The 26,176-nt window shown below is 70.7% G+C and carries 24 protein-coding genes and 1 pseudogene; 14 read left to right on the forward strand and 11 right to left on the reverse strand.

All coding sequences use genetic code 11. The annotated features are described in order from the left end of the window. Nucleotides 1-227: 227 nt before the first annotated feature. Both ABGB18_RS12700 and ABGB18_RS12705 read right to left on the reverse strand, forming a co-directional pair. Nucleotides 228-1,010, reverse strand: a complete 783-nt coding sequence (locus ABGB18_RS12700) for a phosphatase (protein ID WP_347695646.1) — start codon at nt 1,008-1,010, stop codon at nt 228-230. A 15-nt stretch (nt 1,011-1,025) separates the two neighbouring features. After that, on the reverse strand, nt 1,026-2,189 hold the full coding sequence (locus ABGB18_RS12705; protein WP_347695647.1) for an acetoin utilization protein AcuC: 1,164 nt from the start codon (nt 2,187-2,189) through the stop codon (nt 1,026-1,028). 128 nt (nt 2,190-2,317) lie between these two features. On the opposite strand from ABGB18_RS12705, the gene ABGB18_RS12710 reads away from it, so the two are divergent. From ABGB18_RS12710 to ABGB18_RS12725, 4 genes are all read left to right on the forward strand, one after another. Beyond that, nucleotides 2,318-3,472, forward strand: coding sequence for a histidine kinase (locus ABGB18_RS12710; RefSeq protein ID WP_347695648.1), 1,155 nt, complete (start codon nt 2,318-2,320; stop codon nt 3,470-3,472). Further along, entirely contained in the window at nt 3,469-4,137 is a 669-nt protein-coding gene (locus ABGB18_RS12715; protein ID WP_347695649.1) for a response regulator transcription factor, read from the forward strand. The genes ABGB18_RS12710 and ABGB18_RS12715 overlap by 4 nt, the downstream gene beginning before the upstream one ends. 81 nt (nt 4,138-4,218) lie before the next feature. Then, nucleotides 4,219-5,109, forward strand: a complete 891-nt coding sequence (locus ABGB18_RS12720; RefSeq protein WP_347695650.1) for an ATP-binding cassette domain-containing protein — start codon at nt 4,219-4,221, stop codon at nt 5,107-5,109. Beyond that, nucleotides 5,106-5,846 carry an ABC transporter permease gene (locus tag ABGB18_RS12725; RefSeq protein WP_347695651.1) on the forward strand — a complete coding sequence of 247 codons (741 nt, stop codon included), beginning with the start codon at nt 5,106-5,108 and terminating at the stop codon, nt 5,844-5,846. The genes ABGB18_RS12720 and ABGB18_RS12725 overlap by 4 nt, the downstream gene beginning before the upstream one ends. 73 nt (nt 5,847-5,919) lie before the next feature. Here the strand turns inward: ABGB18_RS12725 and ABGB18_RS12730 are convergent, their stop codons facing one another. From ABGB18_RS12730 to ABGB18_RS12750, 5 genes are all read right to left on the reverse strand, one after another. Beyond that, complete coding sequence (locus tag ABGB18_RS12730) at nt 5,920-7,104, reverse strand: ABC transporter permease (RefSeq protein WP_347695652.1); 1,185 nt, start codon at nt 7,102-7,104, stop codon at nt 5,920-5,922. Next, nucleotides 7,101-7,799, reverse strand: coding sequence for an ABC transporter ATP-binding protein (locus tag ABGB18_RS12735; RefSeq protein ID WP_347695653.1), 699 nt, complete (start codon nt 7,797-7,799; stop codon nt 7,101-7,103). Before ABGB18_RS12735 ends, ABGB18_RS12730 begins: the two co-directional genes overlap by 4 nt. A gap of 29 nt (nt 7,800-7,828) precedes the next feature. Continuing rightward, the gene (locus tag ABGB18_RS12740) at nt 7,829-9,172 is read right to left on the reverse strand and encodes an HlyD family efflux transporter periplasmic adaptor subunit (RefSeq protein WP_347695654.1); all 1,344 of its coding nucleotides are present in this window, start codon (nt 9,170-9,172) and stop codon (nt 7,829-7,831) included. A gap of 143 nt (nt 9,173-9,315) precedes the next feature. Then, nucleotides 9,316-10,110, reverse strand: coding sequence for a pyrroline-5-carboxylate reductase (proC, locus tag ABGB18_RS12745; RefSeq protein ID WP_347695655.1), 795 nt, complete (start codon nt 10,108-10,110; stop codon nt 9,316-9,318). Nucleotides 10,111-10,127: 17 nt separating this feature from the next. Then, nucleotides 10,128-11,009: a proline dehydrogenase family protein gene (locus ABGB18_RS12750; protein WP_347695656.1), complete on the reverse strand. Its 882-nt coding sequence runs from the start codon at nt 11,007-11,009 to the stop codon at nt 10,128-10,130. A 71-nt stretch (nt 11,010-11,080) separates the two neighbouring features. Between ABGB18_RS12750 and ABGB18_RS12755 the strand changes: the two genes are divergently transcribed. The 9 genes and pseudogenes from ABGB18_RS12755 to ABGB18_RS12795 all read left to right on the forward strand — a co-directional run bounded on the left by ABGB18_RS12755 (nt 11,081) and on the right by ABGB18_RS12795 (nt 22,236). After that, complete coding sequence (locus ABGB18_RS12755; RefSeq protein ID WP_347695657.1) at nt 11,081-11,542, forward strand: hypothetical protein; 462 nt, start codon at nt 11,081-11,083, stop codon at nt 11,540-11,542. Nucleotides 11,543-11,662: 120 nt separating this feature from the next. Next, the gene (locus tag ABGB18_RS12760) at nt 11,663-12,439 is read left to right on the forward strand and encodes a PQQ-dependent sugar dehydrogenase (RefSeq protein ID WP_347695658.1); all 777 of its coding nucleotides are present in this window, start codon (nt 11,663-11,665) and stop codon (nt 12,437-12,439) included. Next, on the forward strand, nt 12,436-14,532 hold the full coding sequence (locus ABGB18_RS12765; protein ID WP_347695837.1) for a LamG-like jellyroll fold domain-containing protein: 2,097 nt from the start codon (nt 12,436-12,438) through the stop codon (nt 14,530-14,532). Before ABGB18_RS12760 ends, ABGB18_RS12765 begins: the two co-directional genes overlap by 4 nt. 222 nt (nt 14,533-14,754) lie before the next feature. Beyond that, nucleotides 14,755-16,629 (forward strand): molecular chaperone DnaK, encoded by a 1,875-nt coding sequence (gene dnaK / locus ABGB18_RS12770; RefSeq protein ID WP_347695659.1) that lies wholly within the window; start codon nt 14,755-14,757, stop codon nt 16,627-16,629. Beyond that, nucleotides 16,629-17,222 carry a nucleotide exchange factor GrpE gene (grpE, locus tag ABGB18_RS12775; RefSeq protein WP_347695660.1) on the forward strand — a complete coding sequence of 198 codons (594 nt, stop codon included), beginning with the start codon at nt 16,629-16,631 and terminating at the stop codon, nt 17,220-17,222. Before dnaK ends, grpE begins: the two co-directional genes overlap by 1 nt. Before the next feature lie 15 nt (nt 17,223-17,237). Beyond that, nucleotides 17,238-18,407 (forward strand): molecular chaperone DnaJ, encoded by a 1,170-nt coding sequence (gene dnaJ, locus ABGB18_RS12780; RefSeq protein WP_347695661.1) that lies wholly within the window; start codon nt 17,238-17,240, stop codon nt 18,405-18,407. A 3-nt stretch (nt 18,408-18,410) separates the two neighbouring features. Then, nucleotides 18,411-18,692 (forward strand): annotated as a pseudogene (locus ABGB18_RS12785) (helix-turn-helix transcriptional regulator); the annotation flags it as partial. A gap of 75 nt (nt 18,693-18,767) precedes the next feature. After that, on the forward strand, nt 18,768-21,338 hold the full coding sequence (gene clpB / locus ABGB18_RS12790) for an ATP-dependent chaperone ClpB (RefSeq protein WP_347695662.1): 2,571 nt from the start codon (nt 18,768-18,770) through the stop codon (nt 21,336-21,338). Nucleotides 21,339-21,525: 187 nt separating this feature from the next. Further along, nucleotides 21,526-22,236, forward strand: coding sequence for a hypothetical protein (locus ABGB18_RS12795; RefSeq protein ID WP_347695663.1), 711 nt, complete (start codon nt 21,526-21,528; stop codon nt 22,234-22,236). Between the two features lie 170 nt (nt 22,237-22,406). Here the strand turns inward: ABGB18_RS12795 and ABGB18_RS12800 are convergent, their stop codons facing one another. After that, entirely contained in the window at nt 22,407-22,937 is a 531-nt protein-coding gene (locus ABGB18_RS12800; RefSeq protein WP_347695664.1) for a tetratricopeptide repeat protein, read from the reverse strand. A 171-nt stretch (nt 22,938-23,108) separates the two neighbouring features. On the opposite strand from ABGB18_RS12800, the gene ABGB18_RS12805 reads away from it, so the two are divergent. Beyond that, nucleotides 23,109-23,414 carry a hypothetical protein gene (locus ABGB18_RS12805; RefSeq protein ID WP_347695665.1) on the forward strand — a complete coding sequence of 102 codons (306 nt, stop codon included), beginning with the start codon at nt 23,109-23,111 and terminating at the stop codon, nt 23,412-23,414. Nucleotides 23,415-23,431: 17 nt separating this feature from the next. Here the strand turns inward: ABGB18_RS12805 and ABGB18_RS12810 are convergent, their stop codons facing one another. The 3 genes from ABGB18_RS12810 to ABGB18_RS12820 form a co-directional block, all read right to left on the reverse strand. Continuing rightward, nucleotides 23,432-23,992, reverse strand: coding sequence for a TetR/AcrR family transcriptional regulator (locus tag ABGB18_RS12810; RefSeq protein ID WP_347695666.1), 561 nt, complete (start codon nt 23,990-23,992; stop codon nt 23,432-23,434). 122 nt (nt 23,993-24,114) lie between these two features. Beyond that, entirely contained in the window at nt 24,115-24,918 is an 804-nt protein-coding gene (locus ABGB18_RS12815; RefSeq protein WP_347695667.1) for an SDR family NAD(P)-dependent oxidoreductase, read from the reverse strand. 155 nt (nt 24,919-25,073) lie between these two features. After that, nucleotides 25,074-26,174, reverse strand: coding sequence for a CapA family protein (locus tag ABGB18_RS12820; RefSeq protein ID WP_347695668.1), 1,101 nt, complete (start codon nt 26,172-26,174; stop codon nt 25,074-25,076). Between the last annotated feature and the right edge of the window lie 2 nt (nt 26,175-26,176).

Raw genomic sequence — 26,176 nt, forward strand, 5'->3', positions numbered from 1 at the left:
ACTCCGAGTGCGCAAACCCCCTATTTTCTCAGTAGACGGAGCCACCTGTCAGCCGAACCAGCGAAATCGCTGGCCAACAGCCTGGCTGAGCACCGTACCTGGACGTTGGAACTGTCCAAGTTGCCACACATAAGAGTCTCCGGAGCGCCCTCAAAAGTTGGCAAAGGGACAGCGAGCCCCTTGGAATGCAGGCGCGAAAAGACAGTATGGGGATGACCGAATCGGACTCAAAGGGCTCGTGAGACCTGAGTGACGAGACGGTCGGTCAGCGGAGCGTAATATCTCGGTAGCACGTTGTCGTCAAGCGGCACGACCACATCAAGTTTCCCCTCCGCCTCGCCGACGAACAGCCCGGGGTCGTTGCTGTCCGCGAACGCCACGGTCGGCACTCCGGCCTCTCCGGCCGCTCCCGCCCAGCCGTGGTCGGCGATCACCAGGTCGGGCTTGTCCCCGTTGAGCTCGCCGAGCATGTATCGCATCGGGGCCGCGTCGTGGGTGTGCACGAAGCCGCCCCGGTCATCGAGCATCGCGACGCCCTCCATGTAGCGGATCCCGCGCGGCCGGCCGAAGTTCGACCCCACGTACGTCCAGCCCTCGGCCGGCGTCATGAGCAGCGCGCCACGCTCGGCGCAGAGCCTGGCCAGCGGCATGTGGATGGCGAGCAGCCCGGTCGGGTGCCCGGTGGCGAACAGCACCCGCGGGTGATCCCGCGACAGCACCGAGGCGATGCGCTCGGCCATGGCGTCGATCGCGTCGATCGTCAGGTCGGGGTCGATGGTGTCCTGGCCCCAGCGGTGGTCGGGGTCGGAGACCACGCCCGCGGACTTGGCCATCAGCGCGAGGATGTCCCGGTACGGCCACGGCTGGTCGTAGGTCAGGCCCAGCATGTAGTAGGGATCGCCGTTGGCCAGCGAGCTGTAGTGGTCGAGGTTGTTCTCACGGGAGGTCGCGACATCGCCCGAAATACGGGTGTATACGAGGTGCTCGCGAAGGTCGTCGCGGCTCAGCACGGGCTCACTTTCTGGCTAGGGCATCGGGTCAAGACCGTGCAGGGGGAACACCGCATGTCGCGTGGCCAACACCGAACGGTCTATGGGGTCCGCTGGGTCATAACCACCGGAGAAGGGATGAAATTCCGGATTTCGCCCATCTGTCATGGTAAGCGGTGGAGCTTCACCTGTACGTTCCCTGACCAACTGGCGCCATTCTTGACCCGTCGGAGTCGATGGATCGACGGGATGACCCGCCGCCTCGGCGATGAGGTGTGTCCACGCCCGCGGCACGACCTGCACCAGCTCGTAGCCGCCGCCCCCGGTCGCGATCCACCGGCCGCCCGCCGTCTCGTGGGCCAGGCGGTGCAGGGCGGCGTACGCGGTCCGCAGGCCGTCCAGGCTGAGCATCAGGTTGGCCAGCGGGTCGAGCGCGTGGCTGTCGCAGCCGTGCTGCGTGACCAGGATCTCCGGCTGGAACTCGCGCAGCAGCGGCGGCACCACCGCGTCGAAGGCCCGCAGCCAGCCGGAGTCGCCGCAGCCGGCCGGGAGCGCCACGTTGACCGACGTGCCCTCGGCGCCGGTCTCCTCGGGGAACCCGGTGCCGGGGAACAGCGTGCGCGGGCTCTCGTGCAGGCTGATCGTCAGCACCCGGGGGTCGTCGTAGAACATCGCCTGGACGCCGTCGCCGTGGTGCACGTCCACGTCCACGTACGCGATGCGGCCGGCCCCCCGCGCGAGCAGCCACGCGATGGCCAGCGCGGGATCGTTGTAGACGCAGAAGCCGCTGGCCGTCGCGGGCATGGCGTGGTGCAGCCCGCCGGCGACGTTGACCGCGTGCTCGGCCGCGCCCTCCCAGACCGCGCGGGCTGCGGCCAGCGAGGCGCCGGCGATCAGCGCGGAGGCCTCGTGCACACCCTTGAACGCGGGATTGTCCGAGGTGCCGAGCCCGGCCTGGAAGTCGGGCAGGCCGGAGGCGGACACCCGCTTGACGGCCTCGATGTAGCCCGCCTCGTGGACCAGGCGCAGCTCGTCGTCGGTCGCGGGCTCGCAGCCGGCCACCTCGACCTGGTCGAGCACGCCGAGGTCGCGGGCGAGCGCCATGGTCAGCTCCACCCGGACGGGGGCGAGGGGATGGCCGGGACCGAAATTGTAGGAGATGAGGGCGTCGTCCCAGATCACCCGCGCCGACCGGCCCATGCAAACTCCTCCGCGTGTTCCCTCGTCTTGCGCCGACGTTACCGCAGCGCAGACGCCGCGTTGTAGCCCCGTGCGAAGGGGGAAAATCTGGTGAGATTTCTGAGATGTCGGTGGCTTAGTGTTACCACGTGCGCCCGGCGCGAACCCTCCTCAAGGTCATCCGCTTTTTCAGACGCCCCAAAGTCTTCGACACGACCCTGGTGATCGTCCTCTCCCTCCCACCGGTCCTCGCTGCGCCCGTCCTGCTCTACCTGGGCACGATCGCGGACCTGGCGGGCGGGGCGGTCTACCTGGCGGGCATGGCGTGCCTGCTCGCGCGGCGTGGCCGGCCGGTCCTCGTAGCGGCACTCGTGGTCGCGATCGACGCCGCGGGCCTCACCACCGGCCTTACCCGGAGCGTCAACGTGCCCACGGCCATCGCCCTGTACAGCGTCGGCCGCTACACCTCCGGCCGCACGACCGTGATCATCTCGGCGGCCGCGTACGCCGTCTACGCGGCGGTGCTGGAGTGGTCAGGGCCGGGCGCGGGCGCCTGGCTGGGGGCCGTGTTCCTGGTCGGCGTGCCGGTGGGGATCGGCCAGATCGTCCGGCTCCGCGCCGAGCTCGCCGAGCGCGGCCGGCGCGAGGCCGCCGACGACGCGGTCCGCACCGAGCGGCGGCGCATCGCCAGGGAGCTGCACGACGTGGTCGCCCACCACATCACCGTGATCAACGCCCTGGTCGGCGGCGCGCGGGCCACGCTCCCGCCGGAGCAGGAGGTCACCAGGAACGCGCTGGAGAGCGCCGAGCAGACCGCCCGCCAGGCGATGTCGGAGATGCGCCACCTGCTCGACGTGCTCAGGGCCGACGGCAAGGAGGAGCCCGACGCGGCGACCGGGGTGGGCGCCGACCGACTGCCCGAGCTGATCAAGGAGGCGGGATCCGCCGGCCTGCCCGCCCGCCTGTCGGTCACGGGGGAGCCCGTGGCGCTGCCCGCGGCGGTGGACCACGCCGTCTACCGGATCGTGCAGGAGGCGCTGACCAACACCCGCAAACACGCGCTCAGCGCCAGGGCCGAGGTCCTGCTGACGTACGCGTCGGCGGCCGTGGAGGTCGAGGTGATCGACGACGGCCTGGCCAGGGACCCGGACGTGATCGGCGGCATGAAAGGCTCGGGCACGCCGGGGTTCGGGCTGGGCGGCATGGCCGAGCGGGTCGCGCTGTGCGGCGGCCAGCTCTCCACCGGCCCCCGTCCAGAAGGAGGTTTCCGCGTGCACGCCCGTCTTCCCCTGGAGCAGCCATGACCTCTCAGGAGCGGATCAGGGTGCTCCTCGTCGATGACCACGAGCTGGTGCGCAAGGGGTTCAGGCTGATGCTCGACGCCCAGCCCGACCTCAGCGTGGTCGGCGAGGCCGGCGGCGGCCGCCGGGCCGTGGAGCTGAGCAGGCGGCTGCGGCCCGACGTGGTGCTGATGGACCTGCACATGCCGGACCTCGACGGGGTGCGCGCCACCGAGCTGATCACGTCGGAGCTGCCGCGGGTGCGGGTGCTCGCGCTGAGCACGTTCGACCTGGACGAGAACGTGGTCGCGGCCCTGCGGGCCGGCGCCGACGGCTTCCTGCCCAAGGACGTCTCGCCGGAGGAGCTGATCGAGGGCGTACGCGTGGTGCACCGCGGCGAGTCGGCCGTGGCGCCGCGCCTGCTGACCCGGCTGATCGGTACGTTCGTCCGCTCGTCGCGCCCCAGGGCGGTCCCCGCCGAGCTGAACGGGCTGACCGAGCGCGAGCGGGAGATCCTCGTGCTGATCGCCCGCGGCCGCTCCAACCCGGAGATCGCCGCCGACCTGTCCGTCTCCCCCTCCACCGTCAAGAACCACGTGACGAGCCTGTTCGCCAAGATCGGTGTGAGGGACCGCGCGCAGGCGGTGATCGTCGCGTACGAGGCCGGCCTGGTCCACCCTGGAGAGTAGGACCAGAGTCCTACCGTCCCGCCCGGAGAACCGGTCCAGGGCAGGACGAAATCCGGCGCCCGCGACGGCACGCTGGGATCCATGACCGCGATTCGAGCCACGAACCTGAGCAAACGCTACGGCGGCACCCTCGCCGTGGCGGACCTGTCGTTCGACGTCCAGCCCGGACAGGTGACCGGCTTCCTCGGTCCCAACGGCGCGGGCAAGTCCACCACCATGCGGATGGTCCTCGGGCTCGACCGGCCCTCGGGCGGCTCGGTGCTCGTGGACGGCCGGCCCTACCACGAGCTGCGGCGCCCGCTGCACAAGATCGGCGCGCTGCTGGACGCCAAGGCCGTGCACGGCGGGCGCAGCGCGTACAACCACCTGCTGGCCATCGCCCAGAGCAACGCCATCCCGGCGAGCCGGGTGAGCGAGGTGCTGGAGATGGTGGGCCTGCGGGAGGTCGCCAAGCGGCGGATCGGCGGGTTCTCGCTGGGCATGTCGCAGCGGCTGGGCATCGCCGCGGCGCTGCTCGGTGATCCGGAGATCCTGCTGTTCGACGAGCCCGTCAACGGGCTCGACCCGGACGGCATCCTGTGGATCCGCACGCTCATGCGCAGGCTGGCCGGTGAAGGGCGGGCGGTGTTCGTCTCCAGCCACCTGATGAGCGAGATGGCGCAGACCGCCGACCACCTGATCGTGATCGGCAAGGGGCGGATGATCGCCGACACGAGCGTGGCGGAGTTCATCGGGCGCAGCTCGCAGGCCTACGTACGTGTGCGCTCGCCCCGGCTGGCCGAGGTCGCCGAGCTGGTCAAGGTGGGCGAGCCGCACGCCGACCACCTGCGGGTGACCGCCATGAGCACGCTGGAGATCGGCACCCTCACGGCACGGGCCGGGATCCCGCTGGAGGAGCTGACGGTCGTGCGGCCCTCGCTCGAAGCGGCCTACATGGAGCTGACCAAGGACAGCCTGGAGTTCACGTCATGACGCACATCCTCAGGTCCGAATGGACCAAGATCCGATCGGTCCGCTCCACCGTGTGGACGCTGGCCGTCACGGCGCTGCTGATGCTCGGCATCGGCGCGCTGATCAGCGGCGCGGCCGCGGGCTCGACCGACGAGCCGATCCCCGGCGACCAGACGATCACGCTGAGCCTGACGGGGATCATGTTCGCGCAGCTCGCCATGGCCACGCTGGGCGTCCTGGTGATCTCCAGCGAATATCGTACGGGTGGCATCCGCACGTCCCTCATGGCCGTGCCCAGGCGGCTGAGCCTGCTGACCGGCAAGGTCGTGGTGTTCACGGTGGTGGCGTTCGTCGTCTCCACGATCGCGTCGGCCGCCGCGCTCGCGCTCGGCGCGCTGATCACGCAACCGCCGTCGATCGACCTGGCCGAGGCCGCGTCGAAGGCGCTCGGGGCGGGCCTCTACCTCACCGCGTGCGGCCTGTTCGGGCTGGCGCTCGGCGCGGGGATCCGGCACACGCCGGGGGCGATCGTCTCGGCCATCGCGCTGATGCTGGTGCTGCCCCAGATCGCCGGCCAGTTGCCCGGGCAGTGGGGCAAGGTCGTGGGCGACTACTTCACCACCAACGCCGGGGCGCTGATCGCGCTCCGGCTCCGCGAGAGCGACCTTGGCCCGTGGAGCGGGTTCGGCGTCTACCTCGTGTGGATCGCGGTGACCATGGTGGTGGGAGCGGTGCTGCTCCAGCGCCGCGACGCCTGACCTCATGGGACCCGCCGCCGCCCCGCGCGCCACCTCATTCGGCGCGCGGGGGTTCGCCGCCGTGTATGCCGCCTCATTCGGCGCGCAGGGCGACGACCGGGTCCAGCCGGCCCGCGCGCCGCGCCGGTGCCACCCCGAAGAACACCCCCACCGCCGCCGACACCCCGAACGCCAGCGCGATCGACCACCACGTGATCGACGCGGGCACCTCGGTGAAGGCCGCGATGGCGACCGCGCCGCCCACCCCGAGCAGGATCCCCACGAGCCCGCCGATCGTGGTCAGCAGCACCGCCTCGATGAGGAACTGGGCCAGGATGTCGCGCTGCCTGGCTCCCAGCGCCTTGCGCAGCCCGATCTCGCGGGTGCGCTCGCGCACGCTGACCAGCATGATGTTCGACACGCCCACGCCGCCGACCAGCAGCGAGATGCCCGCGATCGCGGCCAGCACCCCGGTGAGCATGCCGAGCACGCTGCCGATCGTGCCGAGCAGCGCCGTCTGCGTGACCGCCGAAAACTGCTCGCCCGGATACCTCGTCCGCAGCGCGGCCGTCACCTTGTCCGACAGCGGGTCGATCTCGTCCGGCCCGGAGGCGCCGACCGCCAGGCCGTTGATCCGCTCGATCCCGAGCAGCCGCTGCGCCGTCGTCACCGGGATGTGGATCTCCTGGTCGCGGGAGAGCCCGAACGTCTGCCCGACCGTGGCGTAGACCCCCACCACCCGGAACCTCGCCCCCGACACCGTCACCTGCCGCCCGATCGGGTCGAGGTCGCCGAACAACCGGTCGGCCACCTCCGAGCCCAGCACCGCGACCCGGCGCCGGGTGTCCACGTCGGTCTCGGTCAGCGGGCGGCCCTTGGCCACCGGCCGCTCGAAGATGTTGACCAGGTTCTGGTCGGTGCCGATCACCGTGACGAACGCCTCGACCCGGCCCACGCGTACGGTCTCGCCCGACTGCAGCGATACCGTCACCTTCGACGGATCGCCGACCACGCGCCGCACGTAGGCGACGTCGGCCAGGCCGAGCTTGCTCTGCGTCGGGGCGGCGCCCAGGGTGAGGCGGCCGGGCACGACCAGGATGATGTTCGTGCCGAGACCGGAGATCTGCTTCTCGATCTCGTCCTTCGCGCCCGTGCCGATGGCCACCAGCACCACCACGGCCAGCACGCCGATGATCACGCCGAGCATGGTCAGCACGCTGCGCATCCGGTTGACGCGTAACGCCTCCAGCGCCATGGCCAGCGCCTCGGTCGTCTTCATGCCGTGTCCAGTTCGATCAGCCCGTCCCGTACGTGGATCTGCCGCCTGGCGTGGGCCGCGATCTCCGGCTCGTGCGTGACGAGCACCACGGCCATGCCGCCCTCCCCGTTGAGCCGGTCCAGGATGGCCATGACCTCGGCGCCGTTGGCCGTGTCGAGGTTGCCCGTGGGCTCGTCGGCCAGCAGCACCTGGGGCTCGCCGACCAGCGCCCTGGCGATGGCCACGCGCTGCTGCTCGCCGCCGGACATCTGGGACGGCCGGTGCTCCAGGCGGTGCCCGAGCCCCACGGCCGCCAGCGCCTCCCTGGCCCTGGCGCGCCGCTCGGCCCGGCCGACCCCCCGGTAGACCAGTGGCAGCGCCACGTTGTCCAGCGCCGTCGTCCTGGCCAGCAGGTGGAAGGACTGGAAGACGAAGCCGATCGTCTTGTTCCGCAGCTCGGCCAGGTCGGTGTCGGACAAACCGGAGATCTCAATGCCGTTGATCTTGAGGGCGCCGGAGCTCGGCCGGTCGAGGCAGCCGAGCAGGTGCATGAGCGTGGACTTGCCCGACCCGGACGGGCCGACGACGGCGGCGAACTCGCCCCGGTCGACGCGCAGCGACACGCCGCGCAGCGCCGCCACGGCCACGCCGTCGAGCTGGTAGATCCTGGTGAGGTCCACCGCTTCGATGGCGGGGGTCATGCGTGTGGGAGGCATGGCGGGCGGCGTGGGAGGCGCGGCGGGGGTCATGGGAGATGCTGCCCCTGCCGTACGGAGTCCGCGCCCCTGACCACGATGCGGTCCCCCACCGACAGCCCGCTCAGCACCTCGACCACGGCGTCCCCCTGGGCCCCGAGCTTGACCACGCGCCGCTCCGCAACCCCGTTCCTGACCGCCCAGACGACGCTCTCGCGCCCGCTGGACACGATCGCGGAGGCGGGCGCGGACACGGCGGACGGCGACTCCCGCACGGTCAGCCGCGCGACGGCGCTCATGCCCGGCTTGGGGGTGGGCGCCGCGGAGCCGTCGTCGAACGTGCCGCGACCGAGCGTCAGCCGCACGGGGTAGCTCACGCCGCCCGTGGTGCCCTCCATGGGGGTGACGCCGATGCCGGTCACGGCGGCCGCGTAGGTGCCGCCCGGCACCGCGTCCAGCTCCACCGCCGCCTTGACGCCCCGCTTCACCAGCAGCACGTCCGTCTCGTCCACGTCGGCGTCCAGGGTCAGCTCGGACACGTCGGTGACGGTGACGATCGTGTCGCCCGCGGAGACGGGGACGCCGGCCGCGACCGGTGTCCCCGTCGGGGAGCCGGTCTGGGGCAGGGCCGGGAGCTCCCGCCCGCCGGTGGGGAGCTGTCCGAGCAGCCCCTCCACCCCGCTCGGCCCGCCGCCGGAGGTGCGGCCCAGCGTGACCACGCCGTCGAACGGGGCCTTGAGCGTCAGCGAGTCCACCGTGCGCTCCGCCACCGCGGCCGCGGCCCTGGCCTGCGACTTCGAGGCGGCCTGCAGCGAGGCCATGGAGCTGGACAACCCGCTGGTCACGCCGGACAGGACGCCGCCGATGGAGCGGTTGAGCTGGGCGGTGATCGAGGCCAGGGCCTTGCTCTGCGCCTCGTGCTGAGTGCGGGCCAGGTCGATGGCGTTAACGAGTTGCCTGCGTACTCCGGTGTCCTCGACCTTCCTCGCCTCCTCGCGGGCCTTGGCGAAGTGGGCGGCCACCTTGCGGTCGAAGGTCCTGGTGTCGAGTGACGGCAGCCGTACGCTCGGGGCGATCCCGGCGGGGGCGGGCGTCCTGGCGGCCTGACGGGCCTGCTTGAGCTGGTCCTGGGCCTGGGGTGAGCGGATCTTGGCGAGGATCTCGCCCTTGCGGACGCGGTCGCCCTCACGGACGTGGAGCCTGGCGATCGTGCCCTGAGCGGGCGAGCGCAGCGTGGCCGAGGCGCGCGCCCCGATCGTGGCGGGGGCCTCGACCACCTCGGTGACCGGGGCACGCCTGACGTCTCCGACCTGGACGGTGGACGGCTCTTCTGACGTGCAGCCGGTCAGTGTCAAAAGGACGAGCAGCGGCGCGAGGCCGCGACGTAACGTCACCCGACCCATCGTAGGAGCCACGTCCCCGGGTCACGCGCCGCCCACCCGCACAAGCGACCGCTCGGGTCCCAGACGCGCGATCCCAGACCCGCGGCCCAGGACTCTGAAGGGTCAGGACTCCGGGGGTTCAGGACTCCGGGGGTTCAGCCGGAGGCGAGTTGGCGGCCGCGGTCGCGGGCGGCCTCGATGGCGGCCAGGAACGCCGCCCGCACGCTGTGCCGCTCCAGCTCGGCGATGGCCGCGATCGTGGTGCCGCCGGGCGAGGTGACGGCCTCGCGCAGGATCACCGGGTGCTCGCCCGAGTCACGCAACATCACCGCGGCCCCCACGATGGACTGGGTGACCATGTCGAGCGCGGCCGCCCGCGGCATGCCGAGCAGGATGCCCGCGTCGACCATGGCCTCCACCAGGTAGAAGAAGTAGGCGGGTCCGCTGCCGGACAGCGCCGTGGCGGCGTCCTGCTGGGACTCGGGGATGCGCAGCACCTTGCCCACGGGGCTCAGCAGCCCCTCGGTGCGCTGAAGGTGCTCCTCGCCGGCGTGCGCGCCCGCCGAGATCACGCTCATGGCCTCGTCGAACTTGATCGGCGTGTTGGACATCACCCGGACCACGGGGACCTCGACGCCCAGCCGCTGCTCCACGAACGACGTCGTGATGCCGGCCGCCGCCGTGATCACCAGGCGGTCGGCGGGCACGTAGGGGGCGATCTCGGCCAGCAACGTCGCCATGTCCTGCGGCTTGACCGCGAGGATCAGCGTGTCGGCCGCCTTGGCGGCCTCGGAGTTGGCGACCGTGCGCACGCCGTAGGCCTCGCGCAGCGCCTGCGCCCGCTCGGCCCGGCGGGTGGTCACCATGATGTCGTGCGGCTCGAACCCGGCACGCAGCAACCCCGACAGCAGGGCCTCCCCCATCTTGCCGGTGCCCAGAATCGCAATCATCCTGGCAGCCTATCCGGCTAGCCGCGGGACATCAGGGACCGGAGGAAGAAGGCCAGGTTGCGGGGACGCTCGGCCAGGCGGCGCATGAGGTAGGCGTACCAGTCGGCGCCGTAGGGGACGTAGACCCGCATCCTGGCGCCCAGCCCTGCCAGGCGGGCCTGCTCGGAGGGGCGCACGCCGTAGAGCATCTGGTATTCGAAGCCGGTCGGGTCGCGGCCGTCGAGCACGGCCAGCGTGGAGGCGATCCGCACCAGCCGCGGGTCGTGGGTGGCGACCATGGGGTAGCCGGTGCCCGCCATGAGGACCTTGAGGCACCGTACGAACGAGCGGTCGATGTCGGCGGCCGAGGCGTAGGCGCCGGGCGCGGTGTAGGCCCCCTTGCACAGGCGCACGCGGGCCCCGCCCAGCTTCTCGCAGCGATCCAGCGAGTCCGGCAGGTAGGCCTGCACCACCACGCCCACGTCGGGATGGTCCCTGCGCAGGGCGGCGTGCACGGCGTGCAGCCCGGCGATGGTGTCGTGCTCCTCGGCGTCGAGCGTCACCGTGAGCTTTCTGGAGGCGGCGGCCCGGCAGATGGCGGCGGCGTGGTCGAACGCGAGCCGCTCCGACAGCCGCAGCCCGAGCGCGGTCAGCTTGACCGACACGTCGGCGCCCGCGGGCAGCAGGTCGAGCAGCGACAGGTAGGCGGACACGGCGCGCTCGGCCTGTGCCCGCTCGGTCACCTCCTCGCCGAGGTGGTCGACGGTGACGAGCAGCCCGCGGCTGGTCAGCTCGCGAACCGTCGCGCCGATGTCGTCGGCGACGTAGCGCGCGACCACGTCCTTGGTCACGGGCGAGGAAGTGATGACGCGCTCTGCGCGTCGACTCTTGGAGACGGCGAGCATGGCCTGACGGAGCACGGGAACCACACTAACCCCGGGCCTGGCTGAACCGGGGCCCCACGTGATTCGTCCTAAGGGGTATGCGGACAATGACAGCGACTCCTGTCGCCGGGACAATGCTGGCAGTAAGCCTGGTGCTCGCGACGGGTTGCGGCACCGCCCCGCCCGCCGAGCGGGCCGCTCCCGCGACCACGGCGAGCAAGCCCCCGGTCGTGGCGGACCCCGTCACCACCACGCCCACGAAGGGCCCAGAGCCGGTCAAGCCCACGGGCAACGCGATCAACGTCCACAAGACGCGCTGGACCAAGGCCACGCCGGTCGCCAAGGGCAGGCAGGTCAAGCTCACCTGGTGGTCGGGCGTGGCCCCGTGCACGGTCCTGGACGAGGTCAAGGTGAAGGAGACCGCCAAGAGGGTCACGATCACCCTGTACGAGGGCACCTCCCCCAAGGCCAAGAACGTCTCCTGCATCATGATCGCGGTCGAGAAGACCACGACGGTCAAGCTCAAGAAGGCCCTGGGCAAGCGCAAACTGGTCGACGGCGCCAAATAACCAGACCTGTCCAACATCGGACATCCCTGGTGACAACGGATCGATTTGTTGCGATACATCGATCAGGCACCGGAGGCGTGGGGGCGTCGAGGGTGATGCCGCGCATCACTGGGGGGTCCCGTGAGACGTCTCTGTCACGCCCTGTCCTCGTTCCTGCTGTTATCCGTGGGCCTGGTCGCGCTGGCGAGCCCGCCGGCCCGGGCGCTGCCGGCCTCGTTCCAGAAGCAGACCGTGTTCAGCGGGCTGAACCACCCGTCGAACATCGAGTTCTCCCCTGACGGGCGCGTGTTCGTGGCGGAGAAGAACGGCCTGATCAAGGTCTTCGACTCGCTCACCGACACGACGCCGGCGACGTACGCGGACCTGCGCACGCAGGTGCACAACTTCTGGGACCGCGGCCTGCTCGGCCTGGCCCTGCATCCGGACTTCCCCGCCGACCCGCGCCTCTACGTGATGTACGCGTACGACGCCCTGCCCGGCGGCACGGCCCCGCGCTGGGGCACGCCGGGCGGCACCGACGATCCCTGCCCCACCCCGCCGGGCGCGACCGGCGACGGCTGCCTCGTCACGGGGCGCCTGTCCGTCATCTCCCCGTCCGGGGCCGAGACCCCGCTGATCACCGACTGGTGCCAGCAGCACCCCAGCCACTCCACCGGCGACCTGGAGTTCGCCCGGACGGGATGCTGTACGCCACCGCCGGCGACGGCGCCAGCTTCAACTTCGCCGACTACGGCCAGGACAACCTGCCCGGCTCGGACGTCACCCCGGACAACCCGTGCGGCGACCCGCCCTCGCCGGTCGGCACCGCGCTCGCGCCGCCCGGCGCGCAGGGCGGCGCGCTCCGCTCGCAGGACGTGCGCACCGGCGGCGACCCGGCCGGCCTCGACGGCACCGTGATCCGGATCAATCCGAACACGGGGGCGGCCGCCGCGGGCAACCCGAACGCCGGCAGCCCCGACCCCAACCTCGCCAGGATCGTCGCCCACGGCCTGCGCAACCCGTTCCGTCTCACGAACCGGCCGGGCACGTCCGAGATGTGGCTGGGCGAGGTCGGCTGGAACACGTTCGAGGAGATCAACCGGGTCGCCGACCCCACCGCCGGCGTCCCGAACTTCGGCTGGCCCTGCTACGAGGGCGCCGGCCGGCAGGGCGGCTACGACAACCTCAACCTGACCCTGTGCGAGAACCTCTACGCGGCGGGGGCGGCGGCTCACGCCCAGCCGTACTTCGCCTGGAACCACAACGCCCGCCCGGCCCCGAACGACCCCTGCCCGTCGGGCGGCTCCTCGGCCGGCGGCGTGGCCTTCTACGAGGGCGGCCGGTATCCGGACGCGTACGACGGCGCGCTGTTCCTGGCCGACTACAGCCGCCAGTGCGTGTGGGTGATGACCAGGGGAGCGAACGGCCTGCCCGACCCGGCGACCATCGCGAACTTCGACTCCGGCACGCCCACGGTCGAGCTGGAGATCGGCCCCGGCGGCGACCTGTTCTCCGTGGACTACGACCACGGCACGATCGTCCGCTACGTCTACGACAACGACCCGCCCACGGCGGTGATCAACGCGAGCGCGACGTCGGGCGTCGCCCCGCTGGCGGTGAGCTTCTCCGGCACGGGCTCGACGGACGGCGACGGCGACCCCCTCACGTACGCGTGGGACCTCGACGGTGACGGTGAGCTGGACGACTCCACCTCGGCCACCCCGTCGTTCACCTACACCCAGCCCGGCTCGTACGTGGTCCGGCTGCGCGTCGGCGACGGCCGGGGCGGCCAGGGCGACGCCACGGTCACGGTGAACGTGGACAACACCCCGCCCACGGCCGCGATCACCTCGCCCACCGCCGCGACGACGTGGGCGGTCGGCCAGACGATCGCCTTCTCGGGCACGGGCACCGATGCCCAGGACGGCACGATCCCCGGCTCGCGGATGAGCTGGACGCTCATCCTGCACCACTGCCCGGGCACCTGCCACGAGCACGAGATCACCACGTTCGCCGGCGCGGGCGGCTCCTTCCAGACCCCCGACCACGACTACCCCTCGCACCTGGAGCTGCGCCTGACGGCGACGGACGCCCACGGCCTGACGGACACCAGGAGCGTGCTGCTGCAGCCGCGCACGGTGAACCTGACCTTCCAGTCAACGCCTCCGGGCCTGCGACTCGGCTTCAACGGCGAGCAGGCGACCACGCCGTTCACGCGTACGGTGATCGTGGGCTCGGGCAACTCCGTGTCGGCGCCCTCGCCGCAGTCGGCGGGCGGGGAGAGCCAGTCCTTCGCGTCCTGGTCGGACGGCGGTGCCGCCATCCACCAGATCGTGGCGCCCGCCACCGCGACGACGTACACCGCCGTCTACGCCCCGGCACCAGCCGCGCCCGGCCTGGTCGCCGCCTATCCCATGAACGAGGGATCGGGCACCACGGTCGGCGACGCGTCCGGCCTGGGCAACACGGGCACGGTCACCTCCACCACCTGGACCTCCGCCGGTCGCCACGGCGGCGCCCTGTCCTTCAACGGCAGCTCCAGTTGGGTCACCGTCCCCGGCAATCCGAGCCTGGGCCTCACCAACGGCATGACCCTGCAAGCCTGGGTCCGCCCCACCACCCTCACGAGCTGGCGCACCGTCATCATGAAGCAGCACGCCGGCGGCCTCGCGTACGTCCTGGCGGCCAGCAGTGACGACGACCGTCCCCGGATCACCATTCACACCACCAGCGAGGGCGACCTCGGCGCGCCCGTCCGGCTCCCCCTCAACACCTGGAGCCATCTGGCCGCCACCTACGACGGCACCACCCTGCGCCTCTATGTCAACGGCGCCCAGGTGGCCCAGACCGCCAAGGCCGGCAACATCCGCACCGACACCGCCCCCCTCCGCATCGGCGGCAACAGCACCTGGGGCGAGCACTTCAACGGCCTCATCGACGAAGTCCGCGTCTACAACCGCGCCTTGACCCCCGCCGAGATCCAGACCGACATGAACACCCCGGTCAACTGAGCCACCCCCTCGCAGACCCTCGGCGCGCACCCACCGCACCGGGGGTCTGCCCCTGCGGAACCACCACCCGGCATGCCGCCGTTAGCCCGATGTGTACCTTTTCTTGGGAATGCGTCCCCGCTCATGAGGGTTGAGTCGAGTAGGCTCAAGTCGTTTGACAAGAACGACCACCATCACTAGCTTGAGTCCAACAGACTCAACTTTGACTACAAGGACGTACTCATGGCACGTGCGGTAGGTATCGACCTTGGGACGACCAACTCCGTCGTCTCGATCCTCGAGGGCGGTGAGCCCACCGTCATCGCCAACGCGCAGGGCTCGCGGACCACGCCGTCCGTGGTCGCCTTCGCGAAGAACGGCGAGGTCCTGGTCGGCGAGGTCGCCAAGCGGCAGGCCGTCACCAATGTGGACCGGACGATCCGCTCGGTCAAGCGGGAGATGGGCACCAACTGGTCCCAGGAGATCGACGGCAAGAAGTTCTCCCCGCAGCAGATCAGCGCCTTCGTGCTGCAGAAGCTGAAGCAGGACGCGGAGGCCTACCTCGGTGAGAAGATCACCGACGCGGTCGTCACCGTCCCGGCCTACTTCAACGACGCCCAGCGCCAGGCCACCAAGGAGGCCGGCACGGTGGCGGGCCTCAACGTGCTCCGCATCATCAACGAGCCCACCGCGGCGGCCCTCGCCTACGGGCTCGACAAGGAGCAGGACCAGACCATCCTGGTCTTCGACCTCGGCGGCGGCACCTTCGACGTGTCCCTGCTCGACGTCGGCCAGGAGGACGGCCACGGCTTCGTCGAGGTCAAGGCCACCTCCGGTGACAACCACCTGGGTGGTGACGACTGGGACCAGCGCGTCGTGGACGAGCTGGTCAAGCGCTTCCAGAACGCGCACGGTGTCGACCTGGCCAAGGACAAGATGGCGCTCCAGCGCCTGCGCGAGGCGGCCGAGAAGGCCAAGATCGAGCTGTCCAGCCAGTCCGAGACCAACATCAACCTGCCCTACATCACGGCGTCGTCCGAGGGCCCCCTGCACCTGGACGAGAAGCTCACCCGCAGTGAGTTCCAGCGCATGACGGCCGACCTGCTCGAGCGGACCAAGGGCCCGTTCCACCAGGTCATCAAGGACGCCGGCATCAAGGTCGCGGACATCGCGCACGTGGTGCTGGTCGGCGGCTCGACCCGCATGCCCGCCGTCTCCGAGCTGGTCAAGGAGCTGACCGGCGGCAAGGAGCCCAACAAGGGCGTCAACCCCGACGAGGTCGTGGCCATCGGCGCCGCGCTCCAGGCCGGCGTGCTCAAGGGCGAGGTCAAGGACGTCCTGCTGCTCGACGTGACCCCGCTGTCGCTGGGCATCGAGACCAAGGGCGGCATCTTCACCAAGATCATCGAGCGCAACACGACGATCCCGACCAAGCGCTCCGAGGTCTTCACCACGGCCGAGGACAACCAGCCGTCGGTGCAGATCCAGGTCTACCAGGGCGAGCGCGAGATCGCCTCGTACAACAAGAAGCTGGCCACGTTCGAGCTGACCGGCATCGCGCCGGCGCCGCGCGGCATCCCGCAGATCGAGGTCACCTTCGACATCGACGCCAACGGCATCGTCAACGTCTCCGCCAAGGACCTGGGCACGGGCAAGGAGCAGACGATGACGATCACCGGCGGCTCGGCGCTGCCGAAGGACGACATCGAGCGGATGATGCGCGAGGCCGAGTCGTACGCCGAGGAGGACAAGAAGCGCCGCGAGGAGGCCGAGGTCCGCAACAACGCGGACGGGCTGGCCTACCAGACGGAGAAGTTCCTCCGGGAAAACGACGACAAGGTCCCCGGCGAGATCAAGACCGAGGTCAACGACGCCCTGGCCGAGCTGAAGAAGGCTCTGGAGGGCACCGACACCGACGTCATCCGCACCTCCGCGGAGAAGCTCGCCACCGTCAGCCAGAAGATGGGCTCGGCGATCTACGCTCAGAGTCAGGCCCAGCAGGGCGGCGAGGGCGCCCCGCAGGACGCCGCCGCCGGCCAGGGCCAGCAGCAGAAGGCCGATGACGACGTGGTCGAGGCCGAGATCGTCGACGACGACCAGCCGAAGAAGGACCAGTGATGCCGCCGCGTGAAAACGGGCACGACGAGCCGGTGATCCGCGACAACCGCAAGATCGATCCCGAGACGGGGCAGGTGCGCGACACCACGGCCACGCAGGAGGCGCCGCACTCGGAGGCGGTGGAGGCGCAGGACGGCGAGCTGGCGGCCCAGCTCGCCGAGCGCACCTCCGACCTGCAGCGCCTCCAGGCGGAATACACCAACTACCGCCGGCGGGTCGAGCGCGACCGGGTCGCGGTTCGCGAGCAGGCCGTCGCCGGGGCGCTGACGGAGCTGCTGCCCGTGCTCGACGACATCGGCCGGGCCCGCGACCACGGCGAGCTGACCGGCGGGTTCGCGAAGGTGGCGGAGTCGTTGGAGGCGGCGGTCACCAAGCTGGGTCTCAGCCCCTTCGGCCAGAAGGGCGACCTGTTCGACCCGATGGTCCACGAGGCGCTGATGCACAGCTACTCGCCCGAGGTGACCGAGCCGACCGCGGTCGAGGTCCTGCAGCCTGGATACCGCATGGGGGACAGGGTGCTGCGCCCGGCGCGGGTGGCCGTCGCCGAGCCCGGGGAAGACGCCCCTCCTGCGTCTGATGACGACGACAACTAACACGAAGGGCTGTAAATGAGCACCAAGGACTACCTGGAGAAGGATTACTACGCCGTCCTTGGTGTGCCCAAGACCGCCACCGCCGACGAGATCAAGAAGGCCTACCGGAAGCTGGCCAGGCAATACCACCCCGACACCAACCAGGGCGACGCGACCAAGGAGACCAAGTTCAAGGAGGTCTCCGAGGCTTATGACGTCCTGTCCGACACCAAGCGCCGCAAGGAATATGACGAGGCGCGCACGCTGTTCGGGTCCGGGGTGGGCGGCCAGCGGCCCGGCGGTGGCGGTTTCCCGTTCGACTTCGGCGACCTGTTCGGCGGGACCGCCCAGGGCTCCGGCGGAGGTGCGAGTGGAGGGCTCGGCGACCTCTTCGGCGGGCTGTTCAACCGGGGCACCACCCGGACGACCACGACCACCAGGCCGCGTCGCGGCCAGGACATCGAGTCCGAGGTCACGCTGACGTTCACCGAGGCAGTCGAGGGCACCACCGTGTCGCTCAGGCTGACCAGCTCCGCCGCGTGCACCTCGTGCAGCGGCACCGGCGCCAAGGCGGGCACGACCCCGAGGGTCTGCCCGACCTGCGAGGGCACCGGCGCGGCCAGTCGCAACCTGGGCAATTTCGCCTTCTCCGAGCCCTGCCGCGACTGCAAGGGCCGCGGGCTGCTCGTGGACGACCCCTGCCCCGTGTGCGAGGGCAGCGGCCGCGCCAAGAGCACCCGCAACATCCAGGCCCGCATCCCCGCCGGCGTGGCCGACGGCCAGCGGGTCAAGCTCAAGGGCAAGGGCGCGCCGGGCGAGAACGGCGGGCCCGCGGGCGACCTCTACATCCAGACGCACGTCAAGCCGCACGCCGTGTTCGGCAGGTCGGGTGACAACCTGACGGTCACCGTTCCGGTGACGTTCACGGAGGCCGCGCTGGGCGCCGAGATCAAGGTGCCGATCCTCAAGGGGCTGCCGGTCACGCTGCGCATTCCCACGGGCACGCCCAACGGGCGCACGTTCCGCGTGCGTGGCCGGGGCGTCACCCGCAAGGACGGCACCAAGGGTGACCTGCTCGCCACTGTCGAGGTGCTCGTACCGAAGACGCTCGACGACAAGTCACGGGAGCTCCTCACGGAGTTCAACACCGCGACCGCGGGCGACGACCCACGCGCGGAGCTCATTCAGCGAGCCAGAAGCGAGTAGCCGATGGACGCCAACTATTTCGACCTGTCAGACGACACGCCCGTCTATGTGATCTCGGTGGCGGCGCAGCTCTCCGGTCTGCACCCGCAGACCCTGCGCCAGTACGACCGGCTCGGCCTGGTCAGCCCCGGGCGCACGGCCGGGCGTGGCCGCCTCTACTCGACACGCGACATCATCCAGCTCCGCGAGGTGCAGCGGCTCTCCCAGGAGGAGGGCATCAACCTCGCGGGCATCAAGCGGATCCTCGAGCTCGAGAACGAAGCTCTGCGGCTGCGTGAGGAGGTTCACCGACTGCGCGCCGAGATGCGCATGGTCAGAGCGCTGATCCGCTACGAGCTGCCACCGGGGGCCTAGAACAAGATGGACTACAAGCTCACCCAGAAGAGCCAGGAGGCGCTTTCGGGGGCCATGCGGCGTGCCGCCGCGGAGGGCAACCCCGAGATCGCCCCGGCCCACCTGCTGACCACGCTGCTCTCCCAGGCCGGCGGCACCGCCGTGCCGCTGCTGGAGGCCGTCGGCGCCGACTGGCGCACGCTGCGCGCCCGCGCGGAGGAGCAGCTCGCGGCGCTGCCCAAGGCGCAGGGCGCGACGGTGGGGGCGCCGTCGAGCTCCCGCCAGCTCCTCACCGTGATGAACACCGCCGCCCAGCACGCCAACCGCCTCGAAGACCTCTACGTCTCCACCGAGCACCTGCTCGTCGGCCTGGCGGCCGACGGCGGCCAGGTGGCCGAGCTGCTCAGGTCCCAGGGCGCCACGCCGCAGGCGCTGCTCGACGCGTTCGAGAAAGTACGCGGCCACGCCCGCGTCACCAGCGAGACCCCCGAGGACACCTACCAGGCGCTGCAGAAATACGGCGTCGACCTGACCGAGCGGGCCCGCAGCGGCAAGCTCGACCCGGTCATCGGCCGCGACACCGAGATCCGCCGGGTCATCCAGGTCCTCAGCCGCCGCACCAAGAACAACCCGGTGCTGATCGGCGAGCCCGGCGTCGGCAAGACCGCCGTCGTGGAGGGCCTGGCCCAGCGCATCGTGGCCGGCGACGTGCCCGAGTCGCTGCGCAACAAGCGGCTGATCTCGCTCGACCTGGGCGCGATGGTGGCCGGCGCGAAATACCGCGGCGAGTTCGAGGAGCGGCTCAAGGCCGTGCTCTCCGAGATCAAGGAGAGCGACGGGCAGATCGTGACGTTCATCGACGAGCTGCACACCGTCGTCGGCGCGGGAGCCGCCGAGGGCGCCATGGACGCCGGCAACATGCTCAAGCCGATGCTGGCCCGCGGCGAGTTGCGCATGATCGGCGCGACCACGCTCGACGAATACCGCGAGCGCATCGAGAAGGACCCGGCGCTGGAGCGGCGTTTCCAGCAGGTCTACGTGGGCGAGCCCACGGTCGAGGACACCATCGCGATCCTGCGCGGGCTGAAGGGCCGCTACGAGGGTCACCACCAGGTGCAGATCGCCGACGCCGCGCTCGTGGCCGCCGCGGCGCTGTCCGACCGCTACATCACCAGCCGCTTCCTCCCCGACAAGGCCATCGACCTGGTCGACGAGGCCGCCTCACGGCTGCGCATGGAGATCGACTCCCGCCCGGTGGAGATCGACCAGCTCCAGCGCAACGTCGACCGGATGAAGATGGAGGAGCTGGCTCTGTCCAAGGAGACCGACGAGGCCTCCGTCCAGCGGCTCGACCGCCTCCGCCAGGAGCTGGCCGACCGCCAGGAGGAGCTCAACGCCCTCGTCGGCCGCTGGGAGCACGAGAAGGCCGGGCTCAACAAGGTCGGCGAGCTGAAGAAGCAGCTCGACGAGGCGCGCGGCGCCGCCGAGCGGGCCCAGCGCGACGGCGACTTCGAGGCCGCCTCCCGGCTCATGTACGCCGAGGTGCCCCGGCTGGAGCAGGCACTGAAGGCCGCCTCCGAGGTCGCGCAGCCGGACAACTCCATGGTCAAGGAGGAGGTCGGCGCCGATGACATCGCCGAGGTGATCTCGTCGTGGACCGGCATCCCCGCCGGGCGGCTCCTGGAGGCGGAGACGGCCAAGCTGCTGCGCATGGAGCAGGAGCTGGGCAGGCGGCTCATCGGGCAGCAGCAGGCCGTCCAGGCCGTTTCGGACGCCGTACGGCGGAGCCGGGCCGGGATCGCCGACCCCGACCGGCCGACGGGCTCGTTCCTCTTCCTCGGCCCGACGGGCGTGGGCAAGACGGAGCTGGCCAAGGCGCTGGCGGAGTTCCTGTTCGACGACGAGCGGGCGATGACCCGCATCGACATGAGCGAATACTCCGAGAAGCACAGCGTGGCCAGGCTCGTCGGCGCGCCTCCCGGCTATGTCGGCTACGAGGAGGGCGGCCAGCTCACCGAGGCAGTCCGGCGGCGCCCGTACACCGTGGTGCTGCTCGACGAGGTCGAGAAGGCCCATCCCGAGGTGTTCGACATCCTGCTGCAGGTGCTCGACGACGGGCGGCTGACCGACGGCCAGGGGCGTACGGTCGACTTCCGCAACACGATCCTGATCCTCACCTCCAACATCGGCTCGCAGTTCCTCGTCGATCCCAAGCTGGACAACGGGGCCAAGCGGACGGCCGTGATGGGGGCGGTGCGCAACTCGTTCAAGCCGGAGTTCCTCAACCGGCTCGACGATGTGATCGTCTTCGACGCGCTCGGCTCGGAGGAGCTGGCGCGCATCGTCGACCTGCAGGTCGAGCGGCTGTCGCGGCGCCTGGCCGACCGCAGGCTGACCCTGGAGGTCACGCCCGCGGCCCGGGAGTGGCTGGCGCTGACGGGTTACGACCCGATGTACGGCGCCCGCCCGCTGCGCCGCCTCGTCCAGTCGGCCATCGGCGACAAGCTGGCCAAGTCGGTGTTGTCCGGCGAGATCGTGGACGGCGACAAGGTCCTGGTGGAGCTCACCGACGACGAGCTCGCCATCCAGCGCGGCTGACCTTTCCCCCGGAGCCCGGAGGTCCGACGGTCGGATCTCCGGGCTCCGGCGCGTCATGGCACGGTCATCACTCCGCGCGTTCGGTAAGGTTCGGCCCACTCTTCGGGCAAGCCGCGCTCGTGCGGCGAGCCGGGTGACTACGTTCAGCGTTCTGTCAGATCACGGAAATCGATCAGGGGGACGTGACGTGTCATCTCGGAAGGTCCGCAGCGTCTTGGCGGCGGCCGCTCTGGCCGCTGGTGTCTCCTGGCTGTCGGCGGGCCCCGCGGTGGCCCGCGCCTGCGCGCGGGCCGAGCCCTCGCTGCTGTCGGCCGCCTCCCTCGCCTCCGCCTGCGACGAGCACGCCAAGCTGCGGCCGAACGAGAGCGGCATGGGCAGCAGCCGGATGGTCACCAACGAGAGCATCGAGATGGCCATGGCCGCCGGGCGGCTCGCCAGGCAGCTCGGACTGACCGGCCTGGCGGCCGGCAAGACCGCGCTGGGCCCGGCCGACCTCGGCGGGACGGCGGCGACCTGGGGCATGCCGTCGCTGAGCGCGGCCTCGCCCGCGGTGTTCTCCGCCGTGCCCGGGCCGACCGGCATGCGGGACCTGTCGACGATGGCCGACATCCCGGCGCTGCCCAGCCTGCCCGAGCTGCCCAAGACCAACGTGCCGGCCGAGATGTCGTTCGATCACGGCCCCCACCACACCCGGATCTCGGGCTCCGGCGTCGAGTCCTCCCTGGACCCCGTCCGCCCGGTGCGCCAGGTCGGCTCCGAGGTCATCGGCACCCTGCTGCCCAAGGCGGCGAAGAGCGTGCCGGGCACCTCGATGCCGCCCGGCGGCGAGCTCGCCATGGACGGCTTCGCCGGCCTCACCCAGAACCTCGGACTCCCCCAGGGCCTCGGGCTGCGTTGAGCCCGCGGCCTATGAGCCATCCCGTCCGGGCGCGGACCGTGCCTGCCGCGCCCGGCTTCCGATGCCCGAAGGGGCCGCGACCACGCCAGCGCGGCCCCTTCGGCCCTTTCGCGGGCACATGACAGTGCCCGCGGCGGGCTACAGGCTCGCCGCGGGTCGCGCCGGGCGGCTCAGGAGACGAGCGCGTCCAGCTCGTCCTCGGGCAGGCCGAGGTCGACCCTGATGCGGTAGCGGGTGCGCAGCAGCGCCACCTGCTCCGGGTCGTTCTCCTCACACCTCAGGGCGGCCTGGGTGGCCCAGTCGAGCCCCCCTTGCAGGTCCCCGTAGGCGACCAGCGTCTCGGCGATCGTATGAGCGGTCGCCGTGGAGACGCCGCCCTCCGCGCGTATCGTCTCGATGACCTCCCTAGCCTCATCGGGCCTGTCGAGCTCGAAGAGCGTGTCGGCGATGCCGGCACGCGGGTCGAAACCCGCCTCGCCACCGTCTTCGACCGCGCGCTGGAAACACTCCATCGCGCGCGCGGGCTGGCCTGCCGCTCGCCACTCCTCGGCGGCGAGGACCAGGATGGATGCCCTGGAGACGTCGCCCGTCGAATAGTCGAGCGCGACGTCGTACAGCCGACCGGCCAGGGAACTGTGGTCGTCGGCCAGCAGGGCCTGCTCAAGCAGACGATCAAGGTGCTCACGGGTCACATGCGCCACACCGCGAGACTACCGAGCTGTCCGGTGCTTTGCCCGGTCAATGCACATCGCCGACGACTCACATATTCGGCCACGCAGCGCCAAACTGCGGTTACACAATGCGTGTATGCGCAGATCAGAGGGCATATAAGAGGCACTTTGCGACACACGGGCGAAGGGAGTGTGACGAGCATGTCCAAGCAGACGACCTTCGCGCTGGCCTGTGCGGTGGTGTTGTCGGCCCTCATCCCGGGAGTGGCGGGCTATCTCTCCGCCCGCATGGAGTCCCTCGAATCCGCCGAGCGCAACCTGCGCGTGCTGGAGGCCCGGCTCGCGCTGCGGGAGGCGAGGGAGGCCCGCCCGGTCGCGTTCTCCGGGCCGTGCCTGCGCACGCCGCCGTCGCCACGCTTCCAGCAGGTGCCCGCGACCGCGCTGGGCGACCGCGAGCACCGGCAGCGCCGGCCGCGCGGGCTCCAGAAGGAGCTCGAACGGCAGTAGGGAGGGCTACGGGGACGCTACGGGGACCAGGACTCGAGCTGGCGGGCCAGGAAGCCGCGGACCACGTGCCGGGCCGCCCCGATGATCTCGGGGGAGCCGTCGGGGTCACGGCGGAAGGCCAGCTTCAACACGGCGTCGCCGGCCTCGACCGCCACCAGCACGGCCAGGTCCAGCTCCGGGCTGTCGGCCAGCCCGAACTCCTTGAGCAGCAGCCCGCGCAACCGCCCGGCGATCACCGCGTTGTTGTCGGAGTCGGAGTCGAGCAGGTTGAGGTCCACGGCGTCGCCGAAGTGGAGACTCTTGAAGCCGGGGACGGTCCGGTGCATGTCGACGTACTCGTCGATGATCGCATCGACCGCCTCCCACCACCCGCGGTATTCCTCGGTCAGGAACCTGCGGTCCACCCGGCGGACGAACTCCTCGACGTTGCGCCTGGTGAGCTCCTGGGTGATGGCCCGCTTGTCGGGGAAGAACTGGTAGACCGACCCGATGGCGACGCCCGCCCGTTCGGCGATGCGCGTGGTGGACAGGGCCTCGTAGCCGGTCTCGTCGAGCAGCTCGGCACACGCGTCGAGCATACGCTCGACACGACGGGCGCTGCGGCGCTGTGCTGGCTGCCGCCTGAGGGCTTTGGGCTGGACGCAATCGTCCTGCATTTGCGGCGAAGACACGGATTCATCTTCTCCCGTACGGTCGATCGTTACCGGAAGATTTGTGGATTTCTCATGGCCCCGTCCCACCGCGCCAGCCTCCGCATCAGCCCGGGAGAAATCCGGGACAGGATATAACCGATTTTGCCCTCCGCGTTGACCGGCACCACGGCTTGATTTCTATGTATGGCCCGCAGGATATGGGCGGCCACCCGCTCGGCCGGATATCCGCGCCGCGCCAGCCTGCGTACGGCCTCTTTCCGCAGGTCGGTCCCCACGTACGTGGCGTTGCCCGCGATGGGCGTGGACACGAACCCCGGGCAGACGGCGGTGACCCCGATCCCGTGCCGGGCCAGCTCGGCCCCGAGGCAGTCGCTGAGCATCTTCACCGCCGCCTTCGAGGTCGAATACGCCGGTAGCAGCCGCGACGGCGCGAACGCGGCCAGGGAGGCCACGTTGACGATGTGACCGCCCTCGCCGCGTTCCACCATGGCGGCGCCGAAGAGACGGCACCCGTGGATGACGCCCCAAAGATTGACATCGATGGTCCGCCGCCAGTCGTCGATAGAATGATCGAAAAACGACCCGGCAACCGCGATCCCCGCATTGTTCACCACAATATGTGGCACCCCATATTGCACGATGATATCTCGCGCGAAATCCTCCATTTGATCGATATTCGCGACATCAACCTGCGCGGCGTGCGCCGTGCCCCCGAGATCCGCGGAGATGGCGCCGGCCACCCGCTCGGCGGCCCCGCCGTCGATGTCGGCGCACACCACCTCGGCCCCGTGCGCCGCGAACGCCCGGGCCGTCGCCAGCCCGATCCCGGACCCCGCCCCCGTGACCACCACCAGCCGATCCTTGAACACCCTGACCCCCTCCCGGCCCGCCGCGTCCCCCTTCGACGCACGTGACGAGCTCGCCCGGCCCTCCCGCGACGGCTCCGCCGAACCCAGTGTCCCGCCGATGCCAGAACCCGGGGCCACGTGGGAACGGCCGCGATCGGTCACGGCCGCGCGGCCAGTCCCGTGCAGGCCCGCAACTCCTTCCAGTCCGCGATCGCCTCCGTCCGGGCCGTCCCCGTCATCGCCACCGGCACGCCACCCTCGATGGTCGCCGGGGTCCAGCGGTCCTTCAGCACCTTCCGCCCGTTGATCGTCAGCGTCAGCACCCCGGTCCTGCCCGTCGTGCCGGGGCTGGAGTTGTAGAAGACGAAGTTCCCGAGCCCGTAGCTGATGTAGGCGTCGTCGAGGTAGCCGGCCCCGAGCAGGATGTGCGCGTGCCCGCCGACCACCACGTCGGCCCCCGCCTTGACCAGCTTGGGGGCGAGCGAGCGCTGCGCCTCGTTCGGGCACTTCTGCATCTCGGTCCCCCAGTGCAGGTGCACGATCACGGTGTCGGAGCTCTTGCGCGCCTTCCGTACCGCCTTGAGCAGCGCGGTCTCGTCCTTCGCCGAGGCCAGCCCGCCCTGGTCCGCGGTGGCGGTCCAGGCCTGGATGAACTCCGCGTCCAGCACCTGCGTGGCCCCGATGATCGCCACCCGGTTGCCGTTCACGGTCTTGCGGAACGGCTTGTACGCCTGCGCCGCGTCCTTCCCGATGCCCACCACGGGGAACTTGCTGCGCTTGATCGCCGCCAGCGAGTCCGCCAGCCCGCTCTCCATGTAGTCCATGCCGTGGTTGTTGGCCATGGAGGCGACGTCCACCCCGGCCCGCTTCAGCGCGGTGAGCGCGCTCGGCGGCGCCCGGAAGGTGAACTTCTTCTTCGGCGCCGGCGTCCCCCCGGTCGTGATGGCCGTCTCCAGATTGACCATCGACAGGTCCGACCCGCGCAGGACCTCGGCGATCGGCCCCAGCGCCGTGTCCGGATCCGACAGGCGCCCCCGTAACACCCCCTCGAAGTGCACGTCGCCCCCGAACGAGATCGTGTACGGCCGCCGCTCCGGGGTCGGCTCGGCGCTCGGCGTCACCACCGGCGGCTGCGACTCCGGCGAGGACAGCGCCTGCGGCCGGACCTGCTTGCGTTGGGGCTCCCGCTCCGGCGTCGCCGAACAGGAGGTCAGCGTGGCGACGAGGACCAGCATGGGGAAGGCTCGAGGGATTCTCATCT

Source organism: Nonomuraea sp. B12E4, from assembly GCF_039871825.1.
Classification (GTDB): Bacteria; Actinomycetota; Actinomycetes; order Streptosporangiales; family Streptosporangiaceae; genus Nonomuraea.

Coding starts and splice junctions, on each gene's coding strand:
- ABGB18_RS12705 (WP_347695647.1), bottom strand. CDS start 2,189: ATGGGCCGGTCGGCGCGGGTGATCTGGGACGACGCCCTCATCTCCTAC.
- ABGB18_RS12715 (WP_347695649.1), top strand. CDS start 3,469: ATGACCTCTCAGGAGCGGATCAGGGTGCTCCTCGTCGATGACCACGAG.
- ABGB18_RS12720 (WP_347695650.1), top strand. CDS start 4,219: ATGACCGCGATTCGAGCCACGAACCTGAGCAAACGCTACGGCGGCACC.
- ABGB18_RS12725 (WP_347695651.1), top strand. CDS start 5,106: ATGACGCACATCCTCAGGTCCGAATGGACCAAGATCCGATCGGTCCGC.
- ABGB18_RS12730 (WP_347695652.1), bottom strand. CDS start 7,104: ATGAAGACGACCGAGGCGCTGGCCATGGCGCTGGAGGCGTTACGCGTC.
- ABGB18_RS12735 (WP_347695653.1), bottom strand. CDS start 7,799: ATGCCTCCCACACGCATGACCCCCGCCATCGAAGCGGTGGACCTCACC.
- proC (WP_347695655.1), bottom strand. CDS start 10,110: ATGATTGCGATTCTGGGCACCGGCAAGATGGGGGAGGCCCTGCTGTCG.
- ABGB18_RS12755 (WP_347695657.1), top strand. CDS start 11,081: ATGACAGCGACTCCTGTCGCCGGGACAATGCTGGCAGTAAGCCTGGTG.
- dnaK (WP_347695659.1), top strand. CDS start 14,755: ATGGCACGTGCGGTAGGTATCGACCTTGGGACGACCAACTCCGTCGTC.
- grpE (WP_347695660.1), top strand. CDS start 16,629: ATGCCGCCGCGTGAAAACGGGCACGACGAGCCGGTGATCCGCGACAAC.
- dnaJ (WP_347695661.1), top strand. CDS start 17,238: ATGAGCACCAAGGACTACCTGGAGAAGGATTACTACGCCGTCCTTGGT.
- clpB (WP_347695662.1), top strand. CDS start 18,768: ATGGACTACAAGCTCACCCAGAAGAGCCAGGAGGCGCTTTCGGGGGCC.
- ABGB18_RS12805 (WP_347695665.1), top strand. CDS start 23,109: ATGTCCAAGCAGACGACCTTCGCGCTGGCCTGTGCGGTGGTGTTGTCG.
- ABGB18_RS12810 (WP_347695666.1), bottom strand. CDS start 23,992: ATGCTCGACGCGTGTGCCGAGCTGCTCGACGAGACCGGCTACGAGGCC.
- ABGB18_RS12820 (WP_347695668.1), bottom strand. CDS start 26,174: ATGAGAATCCCTCGAGCCTTCCCCATGCTGGTCCTCGTCGCCACGCTG.